This is a genomic window from Pseudobdellovibrio sp. HCB154 (assembly GCF_046267985.1).
Taxonomy (GTDB): Bacteria; Bdellovibrionota; Bdellovibrionia; order Bdellovibrionales; family Bdellovibrionaceae; genus Pseudobdellovibrio.
Map to the genome: position 1 here is coordinate 2,809,047 of NZ_CP176530.1, position 15,798 is coordinate 2,824,844.

Annotated in this window: 18 protein-coding genes and 1 tRNA gene; 9 read left to right on the forward strand and 10 right to left on the reverse strand. The window is 39.5% G+C overall.

Annotated features, from left to right (window positions below; all coding sequences use genetic code 11):
• Positions 1-9 precede the first annotated feature (9 nt).
• Positions 10-168, reverse strand: a complete 159-nt coding sequence (locus tag ACKWCF_RS13535) for a hypothetical protein (protein ID WP_409478130.1) — start codon at positions 166-168, stop codon at positions 10-12.
• Between the two features lie 134 nt (positions 169-302).
• Between ACKWCF_RS13535 and gcvT the strand changes: the two genes are divergently transcribed.
• The 4 genes from gcvT (at position 303) to ACKWCF_RS13555 (ending at position 3,665) form a co-directional block, all read left to right on the forward strand.
• Positions 303-1,388: a glycine cleavage system aminomethyltransferase GcvT gene (gene gcvT, locus ACKWCF_RS13540; protein ID WP_409478131.1), complete on the forward strand. Its 1,086-nt coding sequence runs from the start codon at positions 303-305 to the stop codon at positions 1,386-1,388.
• A gap of 9 nt (positions 1,389-1,397) precedes the next feature.
• Complete coding sequence (gene gcvH / locus ACKWCF_RS13545) at positions 1,398-1,790, forward strand: glycine cleavage system protein GcvH (protein WP_409478132.1); 393 nt, start codon at positions 1,398-1,400, stop codon at positions 1,788-1,790.
• A 53-nt stretch (positions 1,791-1,843) separates the two neighbouring features.
• Positions 1,844-1,928, forward strand: a tRNA-Leu gene (locus ACKWCF_RS13550).
• A 150-nt stretch (positions 1,929-2,078) separates the two neighbouring features.
• Entirely contained in the window at positions 2,079-3,665 is a 1,587-nt protein-coding gene (locus tag ACKWCF_RS13555; RefSeq protein ID WP_409478133.1) for a hypothetical protein, read from the forward strand.
• 14 nt (positions 3,666-3,679) lie between these two features.
• On the opposite strand, the gene ACKWCF_RS13560 is transcribed toward ACKWCF_RS13555, so the two are convergent.
• A complete protein-coding gene (locus tag ACKWCF_RS13560; protein WP_409478134.1) occupies positions 3,680-4,444 on the reverse strand; it encodes a hypothetical protein in 765 nt (254 codons plus the stop codon).
• Positions 4,445-4,467: 23 nt separating this feature from the next.
• Here ACKWCF_RS13560 and ACKWCF_RS13565 point away from each other — a divergent pair, with 23 nt between their 5' ends.
• Together ACKWCF_RS13565 and ACKWCF_RS13570 are read left to right on the forward strand one after the other, a co-directional pair.
• Positions 4,468-4,638, forward strand: a complete 171-nt coding sequence (locus ACKWCF_RS13565) for a hypothetical protein (protein WP_409478135.1) — start codon at positions 4,468-4,470, stop codon at positions 4,636-4,638.
• Between the two features lie 18 nt (positions 4,639-4,656).
• Entirely contained in the window at positions 4,657-5,256 is a 600-nt protein-coding gene (locus ACKWCF_RS13570) for a hypothetical protein (RefSeq protein ID WP_409478136.1), read from the forward strand.
• Positions 5,257-5,375: 119 nt separating this feature from the next.
• Here the strand turns inward: ACKWCF_RS13570 and ACKWCF_RS13575 are convergent, their stop codons facing one another.
• The 5 genes from ACKWCF_RS13575 to ACKWCF_RS13595 form a co-directional block, all read right to left on the reverse strand.
• A complete protein-coding gene (locus ACKWCF_RS13575) occupies positions 5,376-6,911 on the reverse strand; it encodes a nucleotidyltransferase (RefSeq protein WP_409478137.1) in 1,536 nt (511 codons plus the stop codon).
• A complete protein-coding gene (locus tag ACKWCF_RS13580; protein ID WP_409478138.1) occupies positions 6,898-7,458 on the reverse strand; it encodes an SLATT domain-containing protein in 561 nt (186 codons plus the stop codon). The genes ACKWCF_RS13575 and ACKWCF_RS13580 overlap by 14 nt, the downstream gene beginning before the upstream one ends.
• A 272-nt stretch (positions 7,459-7,730) precedes the next feature.
• Positions 7,731-8,585 carry a metallophosphoesterase family protein gene (locus tag ACKWCF_RS13585; RefSeq protein WP_409478139.1) on the reverse strand — a complete coding sequence of 285 codons (855 nt, stop codon included), beginning with the start codon at positions 8,583-8,585 and terminating at the stop codon, positions 7,731-7,733.
• Between the two features lie 70 nt (positions 8,586-8,655).
• Positions 8,656-9,513, reverse strand: a complete 858-nt coding sequence (locus ACKWCF_RS13590; protein WP_409478140.1) for a metallophosphoesterase family protein — start codon at positions 9,511-9,513, stop codon at positions 8,656-8,658.
• A gap of 105 nt (positions 9,514-9,618) precedes the next feature.
• Complete coding sequence (locus ACKWCF_RS13595; protein WP_409478141.1) at positions 9,619-10,689, reverse strand: branched-chain amino acid aminotransferase; 1,071 nt, start codon at positions 10,687-10,689, stop codon at positions 9,619-9,621.
• 83 nt (positions 10,690-10,772) lie between these two features.
• Here ACKWCF_RS13595 and ACKWCF_RS13600 point away from each other — a divergent pair, with 83 nt between their 5' ends.
• From ACKWCF_RS13600 to ACKWCF_RS13610, 3 genes are read left to right on the forward strand one after another with little or no spacing between them, the layout of a single operon-like run.
• A complete protein-coding gene (locus ACKWCF_RS13600) occupies positions 10,773-11,261 on the forward strand; it encodes an STY0301 family protein (protein ID WP_409478142.1) in 489 nt (162 codons plus the stop codon).
• On the forward strand, positions 11,261-12,310 hold the full coding sequence (locus ACKWCF_RS13605) for a hemolysin family protein (protein WP_409478143.1): 1,050 nt from the start codon (positions 11,261-11,263) through the stop codon (positions 12,308-12,310). The genes ACKWCF_RS13600 and ACKWCF_RS13605 overlap by 1 nt, the downstream gene beginning before the upstream one ends.
• Position 12,311: 1 nt before the next feature.
• Complete coding sequence (locus ACKWCF_RS13610; protein WP_409478144.1) at positions 12,312-12,710, forward strand: group II truncated hemoglobin; 399 nt, start codon at positions 12,312-12,314, stop codon at positions 12,708-12,710.
• Positions 12,711-12,713: 3 nt separating this feature from the next.
• On the opposite strand, the gene ACKWCF_RS13615 is transcribed toward ACKWCF_RS13610, so the two are convergent.
• From ACKWCF_RS13615 to ACKWCF_RS13625, 3 genes are all read right to left on the reverse strand, one after another.
• Positions 12,714-14,015, reverse strand: coding sequence for a chloride channel protein (locus ACKWCF_RS13615; protein ID WP_409478145.1), 1,302 nt, complete (start codon positions 14,013-14,015; stop codon positions 12,714-12,716).
• The gene (locus ACKWCF_RS13620; RefSeq protein WP_409478146.1) at positions 14,012-15,007 is read right to left on the reverse strand and encodes an O-antigen ligase family protein; all 996 of its coding nucleotides are present in this window, start codon (positions 15,005-15,007) and stop codon (positions 14,012-14,014) included. The genes ACKWCF_RS13615 and ACKWCF_RS13620 overlap by 4 nt, the downstream gene beginning before the upstream one ends.
• 258 nt (positions 15,008-15,265) lie before the next feature.
• The gene (locus ACKWCF_RS13625; protein WP_409478147.1) at positions 15,266-15,766 is read right to left on the reverse strand and encodes an SLBB domain-containing protein; all 501 of its coding nucleotides are present in this window, start codon (positions 15,764-15,766) and stop codon (positions 15,266-15,268) included.
• Between the last annotated feature and the right edge of the window lie 32 nt (positions 15,767-15,798).

Sequence of the window (15,798 nt, forward strand, 5' to 3'; positions counted from 1 at the left end):
TAGGATGAATTAGATTCGTTCTTCGGACTTATTAGATTTTTCTTCAATTTGAACAACTTGTGGACCGCGCAAAAACAGATAAATAAACACGCCGCCTAAACTTAAAACAAAGAATAGAACTATCCCTAACGAGATTGTCGCAAACGACAGAAAATGACCGTCTTCCATATTTGATTTGCCTCCGGCAAACCTTATTCTAAAGGGCCGACCGCCTGGTCGTCCTACATGCATCATACCTGAAATGTCTTGATTCAGTAAGGGCTAACACGATACCTTGGCCTCCTGTATTACAAGAGGAAACTATGTCTTTAAAAACTCCCCTATTTGATGATCACGTAAAACTAGGCGCTCGCATCGTAGACTTCGCTGGCTGGCAAATGCCGGTTCAGTACACTGGTCTTAAAGAAGAGCACAATGCTTGCCGCACACACATCGGCTTGTTTGATGTATCACACATGGGTGAAATTCGCGTTAAAGGCCCGAAGGCTGTAGAAACGCTTCAATGGTTAACAACAAACGATGTTACTAAATTAGAAGCCGGACAAGCGCATTACAGCTTATTACCGAACGATCAAGGTGGACTTGTCGATGACATCTTCATTTATTGTTTAGAAAAAAATGCGGACTACTTAGTTTGCGTGAATGCTTCAAACAAAGATAAAGACTTCGCGTGGATGACTAAACACAATAAGTTTGGCGCTGACATGACTGATGAGTCTTCTCAGTGGGGACAAATCGCTGTGCAAGGCCCGAAAGCTTTAGAACTTTGCGATGCTTTATTTCCAAATGACAAACCAAGCACTTGGGCTCGTAACACAATTAAAAAATCTAAATTTCAAAACTTTAACGTGATGATCGCAACAACAGGTTACACAGGTGAAGCCGGTTGCGAAATTTTCGTAGAAACTGCGGGCACATCAGCTTTATGGAATGCTTTATTAGCTCATCCATTAAAAGCTGTTCCAGTAGGTTTAGGCGCGCGCGATTCTTTACGTACAGAAATGAAGTTTTCTTTGTACGGTCACGAGATCGATGACAACACAAACCCTTACGAAGCTTTACTTGGCTGGGTTATCAAGCCCCAAGCTAAAGATTTCATGAACAAAGCGCAAATCGTCGCGGCTAAAGAACAAGGCTTAAAACGTAAATTGATCGGTTACAAAACCATTGAGCGCGGTATTCCTCGCCAAGGTTACGAGATTAAAACTTCAGCAGGCCAAACGATCGGAATCACAACAAGTGGGACACATTCTCCGACTCTTGATGAACCGATCGGCATTGCTTACGTTGAAACTGCGCATTCAACTGAAGGTTCCGAGATTTTCGTGGACATTCGCGGAAAGCTTGTTAAAGCTGTCGTTGTAAAAACACCGTTCATTCAAAAGTAGGAGCTACCAATGGGTACATTTCATATTCCTGAAGATTTTTATTACACTAAAGACCACGAATGGGCTCAAGTTGACGAGAATATCGTAACTGTGGGTGTTACTGAGTTCGCTCAAGACCAATTAGGTGAAATCGTTTACGTTGACCTTCCAGAAGAAGGACAAAAAGTAACGCAAAACCAAGCTTTTGGCGTTGTAGAATCAGTTAAAGCGGTTTCTGACTTATTTGCTCCAGTTTCAGGCACAGTTATCGAAGTAAACTCGGCTTTACTTGACGATCCTGCGTCTTTAAACGACGACCCAAATAATGACGGCTGGTTAGTACGCATCGAGATGGATTCTGAGAAAGAATTAGCCAACTTAATGCGTGCTCCAGACTACAAAAAGCTAATCAGCGAAAAATAATATTGTCTTTTTAAATCAGGACGGTTACTTTAACCGTCTCTGTTATCGTCTGTGCCCAGTTGGTGGAATTGGCAGACACACTAGGCTTAGAACCTAGCGCCGCGAGGCATGGGGGTTCGACTCCCTCACTGGGCACCATTTTTCTTAAGTACTCAAAATCACTTTAAAATTTAAATTGAATTTAAAACCTTGGGTGAATTTTGGGTTAGTTCTTCTGAATTTTCCTTTTTTCTAAAGATACCACATCCGATAACATCAAGCTTATGTCGACATAACTTCAGGTAAATAATGGGAAATGAAAATAGCAATAAGCCATGTCAGTGTGGCTCTTTAAAAAAGTATAAGAAGTGTTGCGGGCATTACTCCAAAGCTAACAGTAGATCAATTCCACCTGAGGTCGAAGCTGCATTTCGTAAAATGCACGAAGAACACCACGTTAAAGAACAAATTCGGATTCAACAGCAAGGTAAAGGCAAACCTATCATTACGGAAATGTTTCAAGGAAATCGATTGATTGCAGTTCGAAATAGAGTTTACCATTCAGGAAGCTTTAGAACTTTTCCAGATTTTTTAAATACATATATGTTAGATATATTTGGCAGAGACTGGTTTTCAACAGCTGCTAAAGATGGTGAATTAGAACATCCCATAAAAATATGGAAATCCATTGTTACGAAGCAATGGCAAGCAGGAACTGATGTAGAGGGTTTTCCTCAACTAACATCGATCGACTCAACTGGTGCATTGAAATGCTTAGTTGGCTTGGCATACAGCCTTTTCTTAATAGATCAGAACAGCGAATTACAAGATCATCTGATTAAACGATTAAAAGATCCAAATAATTTCCAAGGCGCATATTACGAGTCAATTGTTATCAATTGCCTCGTAAGGGCTGGCCTAGAAATCGAATTAGAAGACGAACAAAACAACAGCTTTAAGCATTGCGAATTATATGCAGTTTCAAAAGAAACTAACCAAAGATATTCCATTGAAGCTAAGGCACGAGGATTAAAAGGTGTGCTGGGCAAGATTGATGGCCCGTCACCAGGTGGCGACCCAACTATACAGCTTACCAAGCATATTAATGCCGCTCTAAAAAAACCTTCTGAAAACGCGCAACGAATTATCTTCGTTGATCTAAATCATGAAGACAGTAATCCAAGTTGGGCAGAACGTGCTGGTGAAAAACTCGAGCAAAAAGAAGATGACTTACTGGATGGAGTGCAAGCATACATTCTAGTGACGAACATGAATTTTCACTACCATCTGGAAAACACTCTTAATTCGCCTTCTGGTTTTGCACACGGTTTGGGAATATATGATTTCGCAAGAAAGGGTCCGATCACATTAAGAGAATATTACCATCAAAGGAAAAAGCACGCAGACATACACAAAGTTTTAGAAAATATAATGAACTACCCCAATATCCCTCAAACTTTCGATGGCTCGATGGTATCTGATACATTTGAAAGCTCGAATTCTATTAAGATTGGTAAAGAATATTTTTTTGATTCAATTGGCAAAAAAGCTCGAGTAACGACAGCAACTGTGTCTGAGGAAGAAAAATTAATGTACATTGGAACTGACCAAGGCCATGTTTTAACGAAAGCAATGTCAGAAACTCAACTCGAAGACTTCAGAAATCATAAGGATTACTTTTTTGGAACCTATTTAGAGCATAATAAACCAGCTAAGGATATTTTTGATTTTTTTGAAAGCATGGTGAAAATTCATATGAAATGGCCACTTGAAGCTTTGCATAACCAAATTAATATGTTTCCCGATAAAGAAAGTTTGATGAAACTTGAACATGAAGATCTTGTAATTACTTACGCCGAACGACTTGCGCACCAAACTTACAACATTCGAAAATAAAAATTATTGCCTAATCACATTGAACATTTCTTTTTATTTTCTGGACTCATCGGCTGTGCCTCAACAATTTGATTATGATATTTCATAAGCCACAAATACTTTTCAATAACATCTCGCTTTGTGTTTTCATCAAGAGATTTTTTAATAAACTGCTTGTGTAGGCCCAAGATTGAGACAGCTTTCTCTTCTGAATAGCCATACTTTTTATCCACCTCAATATAGCTTACTCCAGCACTTCTAAGATAATCCAAATAGCGCAATTGATCTTCCTCATCTGTCCTCATCAATAGACTGATGTTTGATCGTAGAAGCTCATGCTTAACTTTGTCTTCCAACAACAAGAGTGACTCAAGAACCTCAAGTAACGAATTATCAAGCAATATTCTTGGGTGCACAGCCTTTTTAGATTCTAATAAGTATGCTTCAGCCATTGCTGGACTAATTAAAAAACCATCTTCGTAGAGATAGTCGCCATATGTAATAGCTCCTCGCAATGCTCTGCCAAAGATGCCCATTAGTATTGAAATCCGAATCGAAAACTTAATTAAGAAAATAATAGCGTCGTCATATTTTGTCGCGTCCGTGGCAATTACCATACAATCGCTGAATTGAATGAAATCAACCGCAGGGTCGTCATCTTTTAAAAATTTTCGACAATCTTTCAGTGCATTAAATAGCCTGTCAGGGTCGTTGTAAAAGGCTTTAAAGCCCATTAGATCAATAAAAACGACAATTTTTTTAGAGTAAGATTTTTTTGAAGATTCGACAGTTTCTGTCATAATCTAAATATGTTAGATTATTTGTGTACAATTCTAAAGGAGTTTTAGCATGTTGCAGCCATGGCCACAGACCACCACCTCCATCACAAGAAGGTGGTTTTAATAACGGTGGTGGCAATCACCCACCACACCCACCGCAGGCTCCGGGGCAGCAGTCGCAACAGTACAACAATGATTCGTATTTTCCTGGATAATTAGTTATACTTCAAAGGGTGAACACTCTTTACTGGATCGAAGAACTTTTACCCTTTGAAGTTATGCAAAAGAAAATGCAAGACGGCGTTGGTTATTACTTAAATGAAAAGTTCGTTCTGTTTCTGACTGAAGATAGCAAGACAACTGTTTATCGTGGAAAGTCTTATCAGTTTCAACTTTACTTCGGCGCTTTTTTTCCGATTGTAAAATTAAAACACAATGCGGTGATTGCGAAGTTTCCGTTTTTAGAAAACCATCCGGTAAAAAAAGAATGGCTTTATATTCCGGCTGAAAATGAAAACTTTGAAGAAGAAGTAAAACTTGTTCTGCGCGAAGTTTTAAAAGGTAACCCGCTCTTTGGAATTCCTGTTCAAGAAACCGCAGCAGAAAAGCGCGCGCGTTTCGAAGCTGAAGGCGAAATTTCTGATCCACGCAAGCCCAGCTTATTTAATACCAACGCACCAAAAGCTAAGGTTAGGAAAAAAGCTGAACCTAAAAAAGAAAAGCCAAAATCAGAGCCTACGCTTGAAGCACGTGCAAGAAAGAAAAAAGCTAAAACCAGCAAAAAAGCAGAAAACACTTTCTTGCTGTCTATAACTAGAAGAAGTTCAAAATAATTATTTCGAACTCTTCTCGGCGCAGTAACCAGTAACATCGACGAGCATATAATTCACATAACCACCGTCATCGCCACCAGGCTCACTCAACTTGCTCAAGTTTTATCATGGTAAATAAGTTAACCGATATTAACTATAAAAATTCCAGATCGAGCAACACACTGGTAATCTTTCACTATAAAGCATTCAATACTATGCGTACCCTGATATCGCGATTTTTCATGTCGTTTTAAACCGCCCTCTTCCATGTTGGATTCATTGAAATCACCACGAAGACCTTGATCATTTGCAGCATCATCTCCCGTATTTACTACCTGCCAAAAAACTTTAAATGGCCTAGGCACGTTAGTTTCTACTCGAAAACTTAAATCTCTTCCTATTGGAATATCGTCGCCACTCTGAAATTTTACAGGTAAGTGACCCACACGACTATATTGCGCAACTACGAGCTTAACATTAAATTTTTCATCGACTGGCCACAATGGCTTCATTCGATGCGGAGCAGAGGCAATTATAGCTTGGTATGCACTTAAAGTTTTGGGCTGAGAAACTGTGAGTTGCTTCTTTGTTTTAACTATATTGAGAGATTTAGCTAACGTTTTTTCTCCCAGTTTATGCGATAACGACTCCGCCATTCGATCAAGAGCTACAACTTGCGTGAAAACTTGAAAATCGTCACGTGCAGCTTTTAGCCAACCAAAAAACTCAGTTGCCTTATTTTGTTCGGTTTTCCAAGAATCAGCAAAATTTTCTCTCGGATCGGATGGATTCTCAACCCAGTAATCATTTCCCTTTTTGAACAGCTTTTCTTCAAACCGCAAAAGAATTCCCTGAATTGCTTTAGTTAAATCAGTTTCATATTGAAAAGCATGAGCCGCCAAAGTGGTCAAAATAATTGAGGATGGCTTCAAATGTAACTTACCTGTAAAGTGAATATCACGATGTCTTTTAAGAAGCTTAACAGCTGCCTGTAAGGGAGTATTTGACTTAAAGCTGGGTAAATCCGCGACTTCAACCTTTCCGCGTACTGCTTCTGAAAGAGATTTAGTAACAACGGGAGCCACCATGCGATCATAAAACCATTGAGCATAGCCATTTGGGTTACTGGTCGGCCAATTGGATGAGCGAACAGTAAAGTTAGCATGTCGACGATCTGTTATAGCTACGGATTTTCGAAAAATATCCTTGGGAGAAAATTTCAAACCTTCAATCAATCGAAACTGAAATTCACCATCAGGAATACATGGCAAAATATCCATATGAAATTGAGCAGAGTCAGCATAATTGAGCGTCCAAACACGGTCCCATTGGTCTGGCTTAGACATGTTATGGGCGTCTGCATAAGCCTTAATCTCGACACCAAATTTTTCCTGGAGTTCTTTTTGTGTAATTTGTAACTTGTCCAATGAAACTTCAAAAACTACGTCGACGTCATAATTTTCTTCGTCGTTAACAGGTCTAATAGCTGTACCCAATCTAAATGATCCTTGCGAGTAAACTTGAATATCTACTTTCAAAGTTGATGCATCACGCTTTAACCAAGCCGCTATAGACTGATAACTTGTCTCTACAGACTCATACCGAGATGGAGGAACTTCGATAGATTTAGAAATTTCCGAAATAAACTCTTCTACTTCATGATTATTTAATAACATCAGTACTTTTTCTTAGATTTTCAGGTAAAAATTTATCAATTTCAGAATCTGAAAAAGTATACTCTTCATACTCCTTCAATGCTTTTTGAGCCATACTGTAAGCTTTAAAATTAGTACTCGGAGCCGAACTGTACACAGTAACTAATTGCTTTTGAAGATCGTCTCTTTTTTTAACAATTGCATCAGCTACTAGCAAATTGCTACGAATATCTACCAATAATGACAAGTAACTCTCTCGAATGTTTAAAATTTTAAGGGCAGCGTCACGGTGCTTTTGCGCCAAAGAACCCATATCAAATGACTTTAAATATGCAGTTACGAATAAAGAAATTGCGGAAACTATAGCCGTCACAATCTTTGTGCCCTCTTGATCATTCTTAAATAAAGTTACTACTCCACCCGTTGTAATCACGTTTAAGACGATTTGCGCCGTTTTGTAGCACCCAAGTCTATCTATTAACAAATCGGCCATTTTTTCATGAGTTTTATGAGTGTAAACAACTCTACCAAAACACTGTCTAATCTGATCTTCTAATAAGTTATTCATGCAATTGTTTGTTAAAATAGAATGAGCATGCTGTCATTTAAAAACGATCTATTGCGTGCGGCATTAGATAAAGAAATATTTATTTAAAAAAGCATGCCTGACCAAGATAATCTTAAAACCCAATTAGAAATCGCTCTTGAAGATTTAAAGTATTACGCCAACGTCGAAAACTACGGCCAAGGCGAATCGTTTGGTGAGCTTTCGGCTTAAATGACGATGGATCACAAAGGCCTGCTGCGCGATCGCACGAACAAGCCAAAATAAAAAAATAACTATCTTAAAAATTCTTTTACGCACGAATGAGTTTCGCGCATTCCTGTTTGAATAACAGCTTTGCATAAAACTTTGTTATCTTTAGCACGAATAAAATTAAATTCAGCAGAATCCCCGCCTGAAGTGATTTGCTGAACCCAGTAAGGTTGGGCCGACAAATAAATTTGTGACTTTACTTGAATACCTTCTTGCACGTTATTCACAGGGCTTCCTTTGTCCGGAGACTGCGCACTGCCAGAAACAATCACGGGTAAATTATCAAAGTTGATTAACGCCGCTACATGATCGTGCCCCACGATGACTGCGGTGATTTTACTTCTGTAAGTTTTAAACAAAGAACGGATTTTAGTTTGAAACGCTTTTTTCTCGGTCCACTTGTGTTCGCCGATTGTTAAACTTGGGTGATGATAAACTGCATACACTTGTTTTGCTGTTGTTGATTTTAATTGCGATTCAAACCACGTCATTTGTTCGTTAACAGTTTTCGTATTGTCAGAATTTAAAACTAAAAATAAAACTTCGCCGTTTAAGTAACTTTTAGCAAAATATTCACCAGGCATTCCAAAGTACTTAACTTCGTTAGCGTAACCTAGATGGTGATTACCGATCGCAACCACATCAAAAGTGATTCCGGCGTTCTTCCATGGTGTCCAGGCTTTTTCGTAAGTTCCTGAATAGATATTATCTCCAGGCATAACCATTTTTTTAGTATCAAATTTTACGATCGAAGCTAATAAAGATTGAGAATTGCTATTCCACAAACCGGCATCGCCTACGACAGCAAACTTAAGCTCGGCTGAAAAAGTTAAAAGTGAAAATAAAAATGTGGCAAAAAATAAACTGGTTCTTTTCATAAAACTATTACTTCACTTTAGAAAATGTAGCGCAAGTTTAGATTCAGTTAAGGACTTGGCGCGTTGCATTTTATGCTCCATCACACCGATACGTCGCAGACTGACCGGTTTTGATCGTGGCCCTACACATGACCTTGCTATCACGGCCACGAATAAATAAAAATTCAGACGCATCTGTCGCCGTTATATCTTGAGGAGTTACCTGCATAACCCAAAAAGGTTCACTATCTAAATGAATCGCCGTACGCACGCGAACTCCCGACTGGATATTATTCAAAGGCACTTCATCACGCGGGCTTTGCGTACAACCTGAAATAACCACTGGTAAGGTATCAAAATGCATTAGGCTTGTGATGTGTTCATGCCCAACAATCAACGCCGTAATCTTATGGCGATAAGTTTTTAGAAGCGGACGAATCTTTAACTGAAAATTCTTTTTTTGTTCTGTCGGAATGTAGCGACCAACCTTATAGGTCGGATGATGATAGACCAAATAAATCTGCTTCGCCGTTGAGGCTTTAAGCTGCGCCTTAAGCCATGTCATCTGCTTTGTAACATTTGAAGTGTTGTCTGAATTAAGAACTAAATACTGAATTTCGCCAAACGCATAGGTCTTAGAAAAATATTCGCCGGGCATTTGAAAAAATTTAATTTCTGCCTGGTAGGTTTCATTGTGATTACCTAAAGCGATCACATCAAAACTAAAGCCTGCGTTTTTCCATTCACCCCATTGCTGTTCGTACGTGCCTTCATAAAGATTATCTCCGGGCATAATAAGTTTTTTTACATTGAATTCGGCCATTGAAGCCAAGAGCATTTGGGCATTGCTGTTCCAGCGCCCGGCATCGCCTATAATGCCAAACTGCAATTCAGCGGCAATAAGAGGGATCGTGAGAAAAAAAGCTAGAAAGTATGAGGCTAATTTCATCTAAATCCTTTTGTTTATAGGACTAGATAGGCTCAATACAATTTTTAGACCACAGGGCCTATGCGGAGCGCCAAGCCCATAAAGCCTAGCGCTGTTTTGAAATATTTATTTTAACTTTTCGATCCAATTTAAATTGTCGGCTTTATAACCGTATTGGATGTCCGTTAGCTCTTGGTAAAGCTTCGTTGTAAGTTCACCCATTTGACCGTTGTTGATTTTAACTTTCCAGTCTCTAGCTGCTAACTCACCCATAGGAGTGATGACCGCTGCTGTGCCTGTACCGAAAGCTTCAACAAGATTTCCGCTTTGCGCCCCTTCACGAATCTCTGAAAGTTTGATTTTACGTTCAACGATAGGTTTACCCCAAGATTTTAAAACTTGGATAACTGAATCACGAGTTCCACCCGCTAAGATCGTACCTTCTAAAGATGGAGTTACGATTTCGTTTTTGAAAACGAAGAACACATTCATTGTTCCCACTTCTTCAACGTACGTGCGAGTTGTGTCTAACCAAAGAACTTGTGAATAATCTTTTTTCTTAGCTTCGTAAGCGGCTTTTAAACTTGAAGCGTAGTTAGCGGCTGCTTTAGTTGCGCCAAGACCACCCGGGCAAGCGCGTGTGTAATCTTCTTCAACCCAGATGTTAACTGGCGCTAATCCCGATTTATAATAAGCACCCACCGGAGATAGAATCACAAAGAACATGTATTCGCGAGATGGACGAACACCTAAGAAACCTTCGTTACCGATAAGCGTTGGGCGAATATATAAAGCCGAACCTTTGTTTTCAGGAATCCAGTCTTGATCAATTTCAACAAGCTTACGAATACCTTCTAAAAATAATTCTTTTGGCGGAGCCACCATGCAAAGACGTTCAGCGCCCTGGCACATACGGTTCCAGTTGTAATCCATTCTAAATAAAGCCACATCGCCGTTACCTTGGCGGAAAGCTTTCATGCCTTCAAAAAGAGCTTGTCCGTAGTGCAACACAGAAGCTGCCGGATCTAGCGCTAGTGGACCATAAGGAAGGATTTGAGAATCGTACCAGCCCTTAGCATCGCTATATTTAGCCACGAACATATGATCAGTAAAATATTGGCCAAAGCCTAAATTATTCGCGTCAGGTTTTTTAAGGGGCTGCGTCGTTTTTGTGACTGAAATTGGGGCTAAATTCATGGGCGTATAGAATCACACCACTGCTTGCCTTGACAAGATTTTTTATCCCCCCAGATAATGATTTTCTGACGAGAGGAAATACCATGCGTATTACGTTAATCGCCCTGCTGTTTTGCCTGCCTGCATTTGCTGTTGTGCCTGCACACGCTTTAGCCGAAAAACCGCAAATCATCGAATGCCCATTAAAAGTGCCAGTGAGTTTTAAGCCTGAAAAAAGCATTCCGACGATGCAATTTCGCGATTTTGAAACAGATACCATCGAATTCCAACGTTTAGAGATGTTTGATCAAGACCCTAAAAAGAAAATGTCGTTAAAACCTGATAACGGCGATGCACCTCCTCCACACACATGGACAATCAAGCCTGCTGAAGAGAAAAAAGAAGACGGCACACCAGCTTGGCAACAAACAGCTACTGAAAAGCCAAAAGCTATTATCCCTTGGTTAGTGTGCTACTACGGAAAAAACAGCAAACAATTATTCGTTAAACGTTTTGCAAAAATTCCATCGTCTTGCACAACGCAAGCTTCGAAAACAAATCCAAAAATCTTTAACACGATCGTTTGTAAATAATGTTAGAATTTCTTGTCGTCGCATTTAGTATTTTAGCTAACGCCGTTCTATCTGGTTTAGAAATGGCGTTTGTGACCGTGTCTAAAGCGCATTTAAAAAAGCTTGCGGCCGAAGGCTCAAGTTCTGCAGCCCGTGTCTTAAAATTAAAATCAAATCCAGAGCGTACTCTTTCGGTTCTGCAAGTAGGTATCACCTTAGTGGGAGCTATTTCAGCGGCCGTTTCCGGTGCCAGCGCTGAAGAGCATTTAAGCCCATGGTTTATGGCTCAATTTCCGATGATAAGCGAAGAAGTGGCTGAATCCATCAGTATTGCCGTTGTGGTTTTACCGTTAACTTACATCAGTGTTGTGATCGGTGAACTTGTTCCTAAATCAATCGCATTGAAATTCCCGGTAAAATTAGCTTTAGCCGGCGGCTTACTTTTAATGATTATGGATCGCGTATTTGCGCCATTCGTTGTGATCTTTGAATATTCGACAAAATTTATTACTAGAATTTTATTCGCAAAAATCTCAACAAAAGAAAATGTCGACACCACTCAAGAAGTTGACCTTGATAATTTAAATGAAACTCATAAACAGTTTGTATTTAACTTGATCGGCGTAGATAAACGTAAAGTCAAAGATGTGATGCTTCCGTGGGATGAAGTAAATAGAATTCATCTTTTAGATCATACGCATGATGTTTTTGAAATGATTAAAACACACAAAAACACGCGCCTTCCGGTTATGCACGAAGATAAAGTCGAAGGTATTTTGTACACCAAAGAATTTATCTCTGAACCTGAAGTGGCTAAAATGGATTGGACAAAACTGATTCGTAAGGCCGAATACCTTTCACCGAATGAACCAATCGTAAATGCGCTAAAACGTTTACAACAACGTAAAAGCCACATGGCCATTGTTCGCAGTGGTGATAAGCTTTTAGGTATTATTACGATGGAAGACATCTTTGAAGAAGTGATTGGCGATATTTACGACGAATCTGACGAAACGCAAACACTGTTATCTTCAAATTCAAAAATCAGAAATCAAAACTTTAGGTTCTAATATGTCGACCGACGAAACTACACTGTACGAACAACTTGGTGGCAAAGAAACGATCGAAAAACTTGTCGAACGCTTCTACCACTACATGGACACTTTACCTGAAGTTAAAGATATTCGTGATCAGCACGCTCCTGATTTAACAGAAGCCAGAGATAAATTAGTGATGTTTTTAACAGGCTGGTCTGGCGGACCACAAATCTATATCGAAAAATTTGGGCACCCAAGATTACGTATGCGCCACATGCCTTTTAAGATTGGTGAAAAAGAACGTGATCAGTGGCTTTACTGTATGTTTAAAGCTTTAGAAGATGTTGTTTCATCTGAACAATTAAAGAGTGATCTTAAAAAAAGTTTTGCTCACATCGCTGATTTTATGCGAAACCAAGCACCGCAAGGTTAACTTCTACTCGATCAAGCCACCCTTTTTATTGGGATCTTCACCACTTGATGAACCGACATCACGCTCGGCCGTTTTCATCTGACCAAAGCCACCCGTGCTAAAACCACCAAAGCCACCTTGGCCACCTGGAAATCCCCCGAATTGAAAATTCATAAAGTTGAATTTATGCAAACGGGGTTGAAGATAAATACTTTTCTCGCCTGAAAAACTGTGAACCACCGAATAGAAAAGATAAACCCAGATAAACATCGTGTAATCAAGAAGCCCCAAACAAAGCACAACAGCTGTCCATTTTAAACGTGTTACTCCCGCAAACACCGCAAAAGCACCAAGTACCGAACCTAACAATAAACTTTCACCGTAGAACTGCGCCCCTGTTACCCCAAGACCAACACCCACTAAAACTAACGGTACGTATTCGCCGCCAAAAAAGCCCAACGAAACACACAGTAAAGTTAAAATGAGTTTTAATAACACTAATTGCATATCATAAGCTGTCATTAACGAGCCTGAACTAAAACGTTCAACTAAATCTAAACTTAGACTTTGCAAGACGCGCACATCCGTATTGTAAAGCGCATAACCGACAGCTCCCGACATCGCAATGGCCCAGATAATATTTTTCGCGGCAAAAAAATCTGATAAGAAGAAATAACTTTTCTTATACAGACGCGAAATATAACCAATAATCATGCCTAAAACGAAAATAAAGAAAAAACGTTTTAACCAAGATTCGCTATCAGGAATCGTCACCACTGATAATAAATGCGGAAATTTAAGCGACTGAAGAATTAAGATGGCCACCCACGCGCCAAAGAACGTCCACACTTTTTGTGAAAACTGTGTGCGGTACATTTCAATCAGAAAAATAACACCGACCCATTTATTTCCGGTAATGGCCGCAAAACCGATACTGGCTGCCACGGGCCCCCAATATTTAAGACTTAAATTAAATAAACGCGCCACACCTGTTGTTGTTAGAACAATCACACCTTCACGGCCAACACTCGCACCAAAGATATGGCTTAAACTTGCTCCGACAAAATGATAAACCGCTTTCCAACGGTTCCAGAAAAAATTTTTCTCTTCGGTCATTTCATGAAGGTCTTTGACCTTGTGGGGATAGTACAAAGTTTTCTTTTTTAATAAAACGGTAAGAATAAATAAAATCGGAAGACCTAAAACAAGTTGTGGGTACTCTAGACGTAACTTTTCAGAAAAATTAACTACAGTTTGAAAGCCGTAACTTAAGCCCGCTGCTGCGGCCCCAAGAAGTAACGCCAAAATTAAATTTAATGGGTTCATGCGTTTTGTTTTCTCACATTAATCATCATATAGCCAATCACAATCCAATAGAAGCGATCGGCCATACCACCCAATGAGAGATGCACATGATAGATAAACAGAATCGGTATGTGTGTTAAGATATAAATAGCTAAAATTTTAAACTCTGGCGGAGCTGATCTTAGTTTTTGAAAGCTAACTGCAATAAGACCTGCAAAACCGATAAACACGATGGCGATAAAACCAATACCGCCAATCACCCCAGCTGAAACTAAAATATTATGCGGATCTTTATTGGCGTTATACTGGCCGACTTCGGTTTCGTTAATTTCGCCAAACTTAGATAACAACCCTTGGCCGATAATTGGGTTCTTCGAAAAGATTTCGTAACCACGTTCAAATTCACTAAACCGTGAAGCCACCCCGTCCTGCGCCGCACGTAAACCCACCGCACTTTCACCGCGCACGATTTCAAGCGCATAGTTACTAACTGATTGGCCAAATAACAATATCGCAATCACTAATGAAAACGCCACCGACACTTTAATAAATTGGCTCGCCGCTTTTCTGGCTGGAAAAAATAAGAACGCTAAGAAGTAACTAAGAACAACTGCAAATAAAGCAGAACGAGTTCCCGTTAGAATTAAAGCTGCCATTGCAACCGCAACACTCACCAATAAATAGATCTTACGCGGACGAGAGTTCTCTTTAGCGAATAATTCATAAATTAAAAAGATACTGGCTAAAGTAGCCACTGTAACCATGTACGGGATATGTTTAAACACCCCGATAAAGCGCCCACCTTTAAAAGTCATCGCCGGAGCAATAACAAGTAAAGCTAAACTTACATAACAAAGAAAGACCGAAATCTTTTGCGTGTAGTTTATAAATTTAGCCACCGATAACTCACTTGGAATCACACGCGCAAATAACACCACTGTAAAACAAGCTGATAACGCCGCCGAGATTTGTAACCACCATGGGTTGGCCGCCTCATTAAGAACGGTCTGCATCGCAGTCACCGCTAACAAGTACAAACAAAAAATAAACAGATAAAACTTAAAGAAACGGTTTTGTAAGTAGTGATGATTACTCTTCCAGAAAAATTTAATGATCAGTATCGAACCAATTATTATGTTAAAGAAGATATTAATAAAAGGATGCATACCCTTTTGAAAAATAAAAAAGGATTCCTGGTAAGGGAATCCCGGAATAAATCCTAAAGAGATCTTCGATAAAAAAATCAGGGCGATTAAAAATAACATGACACTCTAGTCAGAGTTTTTTTCAATCAGAACGCTGGTTAAGATAATGCTAGTGATTAAAGACACGATCGTTACCGATTGTGCAATATCACTTGAAATCCAAGGCTGCTTTTTCGGGACATAAACGAAATCATCCTGCGCTAATTTAAACGGCTTAACTTCAGAAGTCGATTTCATTAGTTTGTTCAGATCAAGTTCATACACACCTTTTTGTGAAGGATCGTTCTTACGAACAACCACTTCTGTTAGATCTGCGTTTTCAGCTCCACCAGCTAAAGTAACTAGTTTTAGTAAATCGGTTTGTGGTGGGATGTAGTAGATCCCCGGATTTTTTACTGCTCCTAAAAGTTGAACGCTGATTAACGATTCTTTTTGTGAAGAACGATAAATATATTCAGCGGCACGAGGTGGTTCTTTCACTTCGAAGAAAGAATTCTGTGCTTGCGAAACCTGAGCTTGAAAAAAGACCGCCGCAATTGCAATGGTCAAAACTCGACTTTTTAACATAAGATTCACCAACCTTTGTCTATTTCTCTGGA

What these genes read in the sequence shown, in the direction of transcription:
- ACKWCF_RS13535 (WP_409478130.1), bottom strand. Translation starts at nt 168, where the DNA reads ATGGAAGACGGTCATTTTCTGTCGTTTGCGACAATCTCGTTAGGGATA.
- ACKWCF_RS13615 (WP_409478145.1), bottom strand. Translation starts at nt 14,015, where the DNA reads ATGAACCCATTAAATTTAATTTTGGCGTTACTTCTTGGGGCCGCAGCA.
- ACKWCF_RS13590 (WP_409478140.1), bottom strand. Translation starts at nt 9,513, where the DNA reads ATGAAATTAGCCTCATACTTTCTAGCTTTTTTTCTCACGATCCCTCTT.
- gcvH (WP_409478132.1), top strand. Translation starts at nt 1,398, where the DNA reads ATGGGTACATTTCATATTCCTGAAGATTTTTATTACACTAAAGACCAC.
- ACKWCF_RS13605 (WP_409478143.1), top strand. Translation starts at nt 11,261, where the DNA reads ATGTTAGAATTTCTTGTCGTCGCATTTAGTATTTTAGCTAACGCCGTT.
- ACKWCF_RS13580 (WP_409478138.1), bottom strand. Translation starts at nt 7,458, where the DNA reads ATGAATAACTTATTAGAAGATCAGATTAGACAGTGTTTTGGTAGAGTT.
- ACKWCF_RS13600 (WP_409478142.1), top strand. Translation starts at nt 10,773, where the DNA reads ATGCGTATTACGTTAATCGCCCTGCTGTTTTGCCTGCCTGCATTTGCT.
- ACKWCF_RS13595 (WP_409478141.1), bottom strand. Translation starts at nt 10,689, where the DNA reads ATGAATTTAGCCCCAATTTCAGTCACAAAAACGACGCAGCCCCTTAAA.
- ACKWCF_RS13620 (WP_409478146.1), bottom strand. Translation starts at nt 15,007, where the DNA reads ATGCAGACCGTTCTTAATGAGGCGGCCAACCCATGGTGGTTACAAATC.
- gcvT (WP_409478131.1), top strand. Translation starts at nt 303, where the DNA reads ATGTCTTTAAAAACTCCCCTATTTGATGATCACGTAAAACTAGGCGCT.
- ACKWCF_RS13560 (WP_409478134.1), bottom strand. Translation starts at nt 4,444, where the DNA reads ATGACAGAAACTGTCGAATCTTCAAAAAAATCTTACTCTAAAAAAATT.
- ACKWCF_RS13555 (WP_409478133.1), top strand. Translation starts at nt 2,079, where the DNA reads ATGGGAAATGAAAATAGCAATAAGCCATGTCAGTGTGGCTCTTTAAAA.
- ACKWCF_RS13575 (WP_409478137.1), bottom strand. Translation starts at nt 6,911, where the DNA reads ATGTTATTAAATAATCATGAAGTAGAAGAGTTTATTTCGGAAATTTCT.
- ACKWCF_RS13625 (WP_409478147.1), bottom strand. Translation starts at nt 15,766, where the DNA reads ATGTTAAAAAGTCGAGTTTTGACCATTGCAATTGCGGCGGTCTTTTTT.
- ACKWCF_RS13585 (WP_409478139.1), bottom strand. Translation starts at nt 8,585, where the DNA reads ATGAAAAGAACCAGTTTATTTTTTGCCACATTTTTATTTTCACTTTTA.
- ACKWCF_RS13610 (WP_409478144.1), top strand. Translation starts at nt 12,312, where the DNA reads ATGTCGACCGACGAAACTACACTGTACGAACAACTTGGTGGCAAAGAA.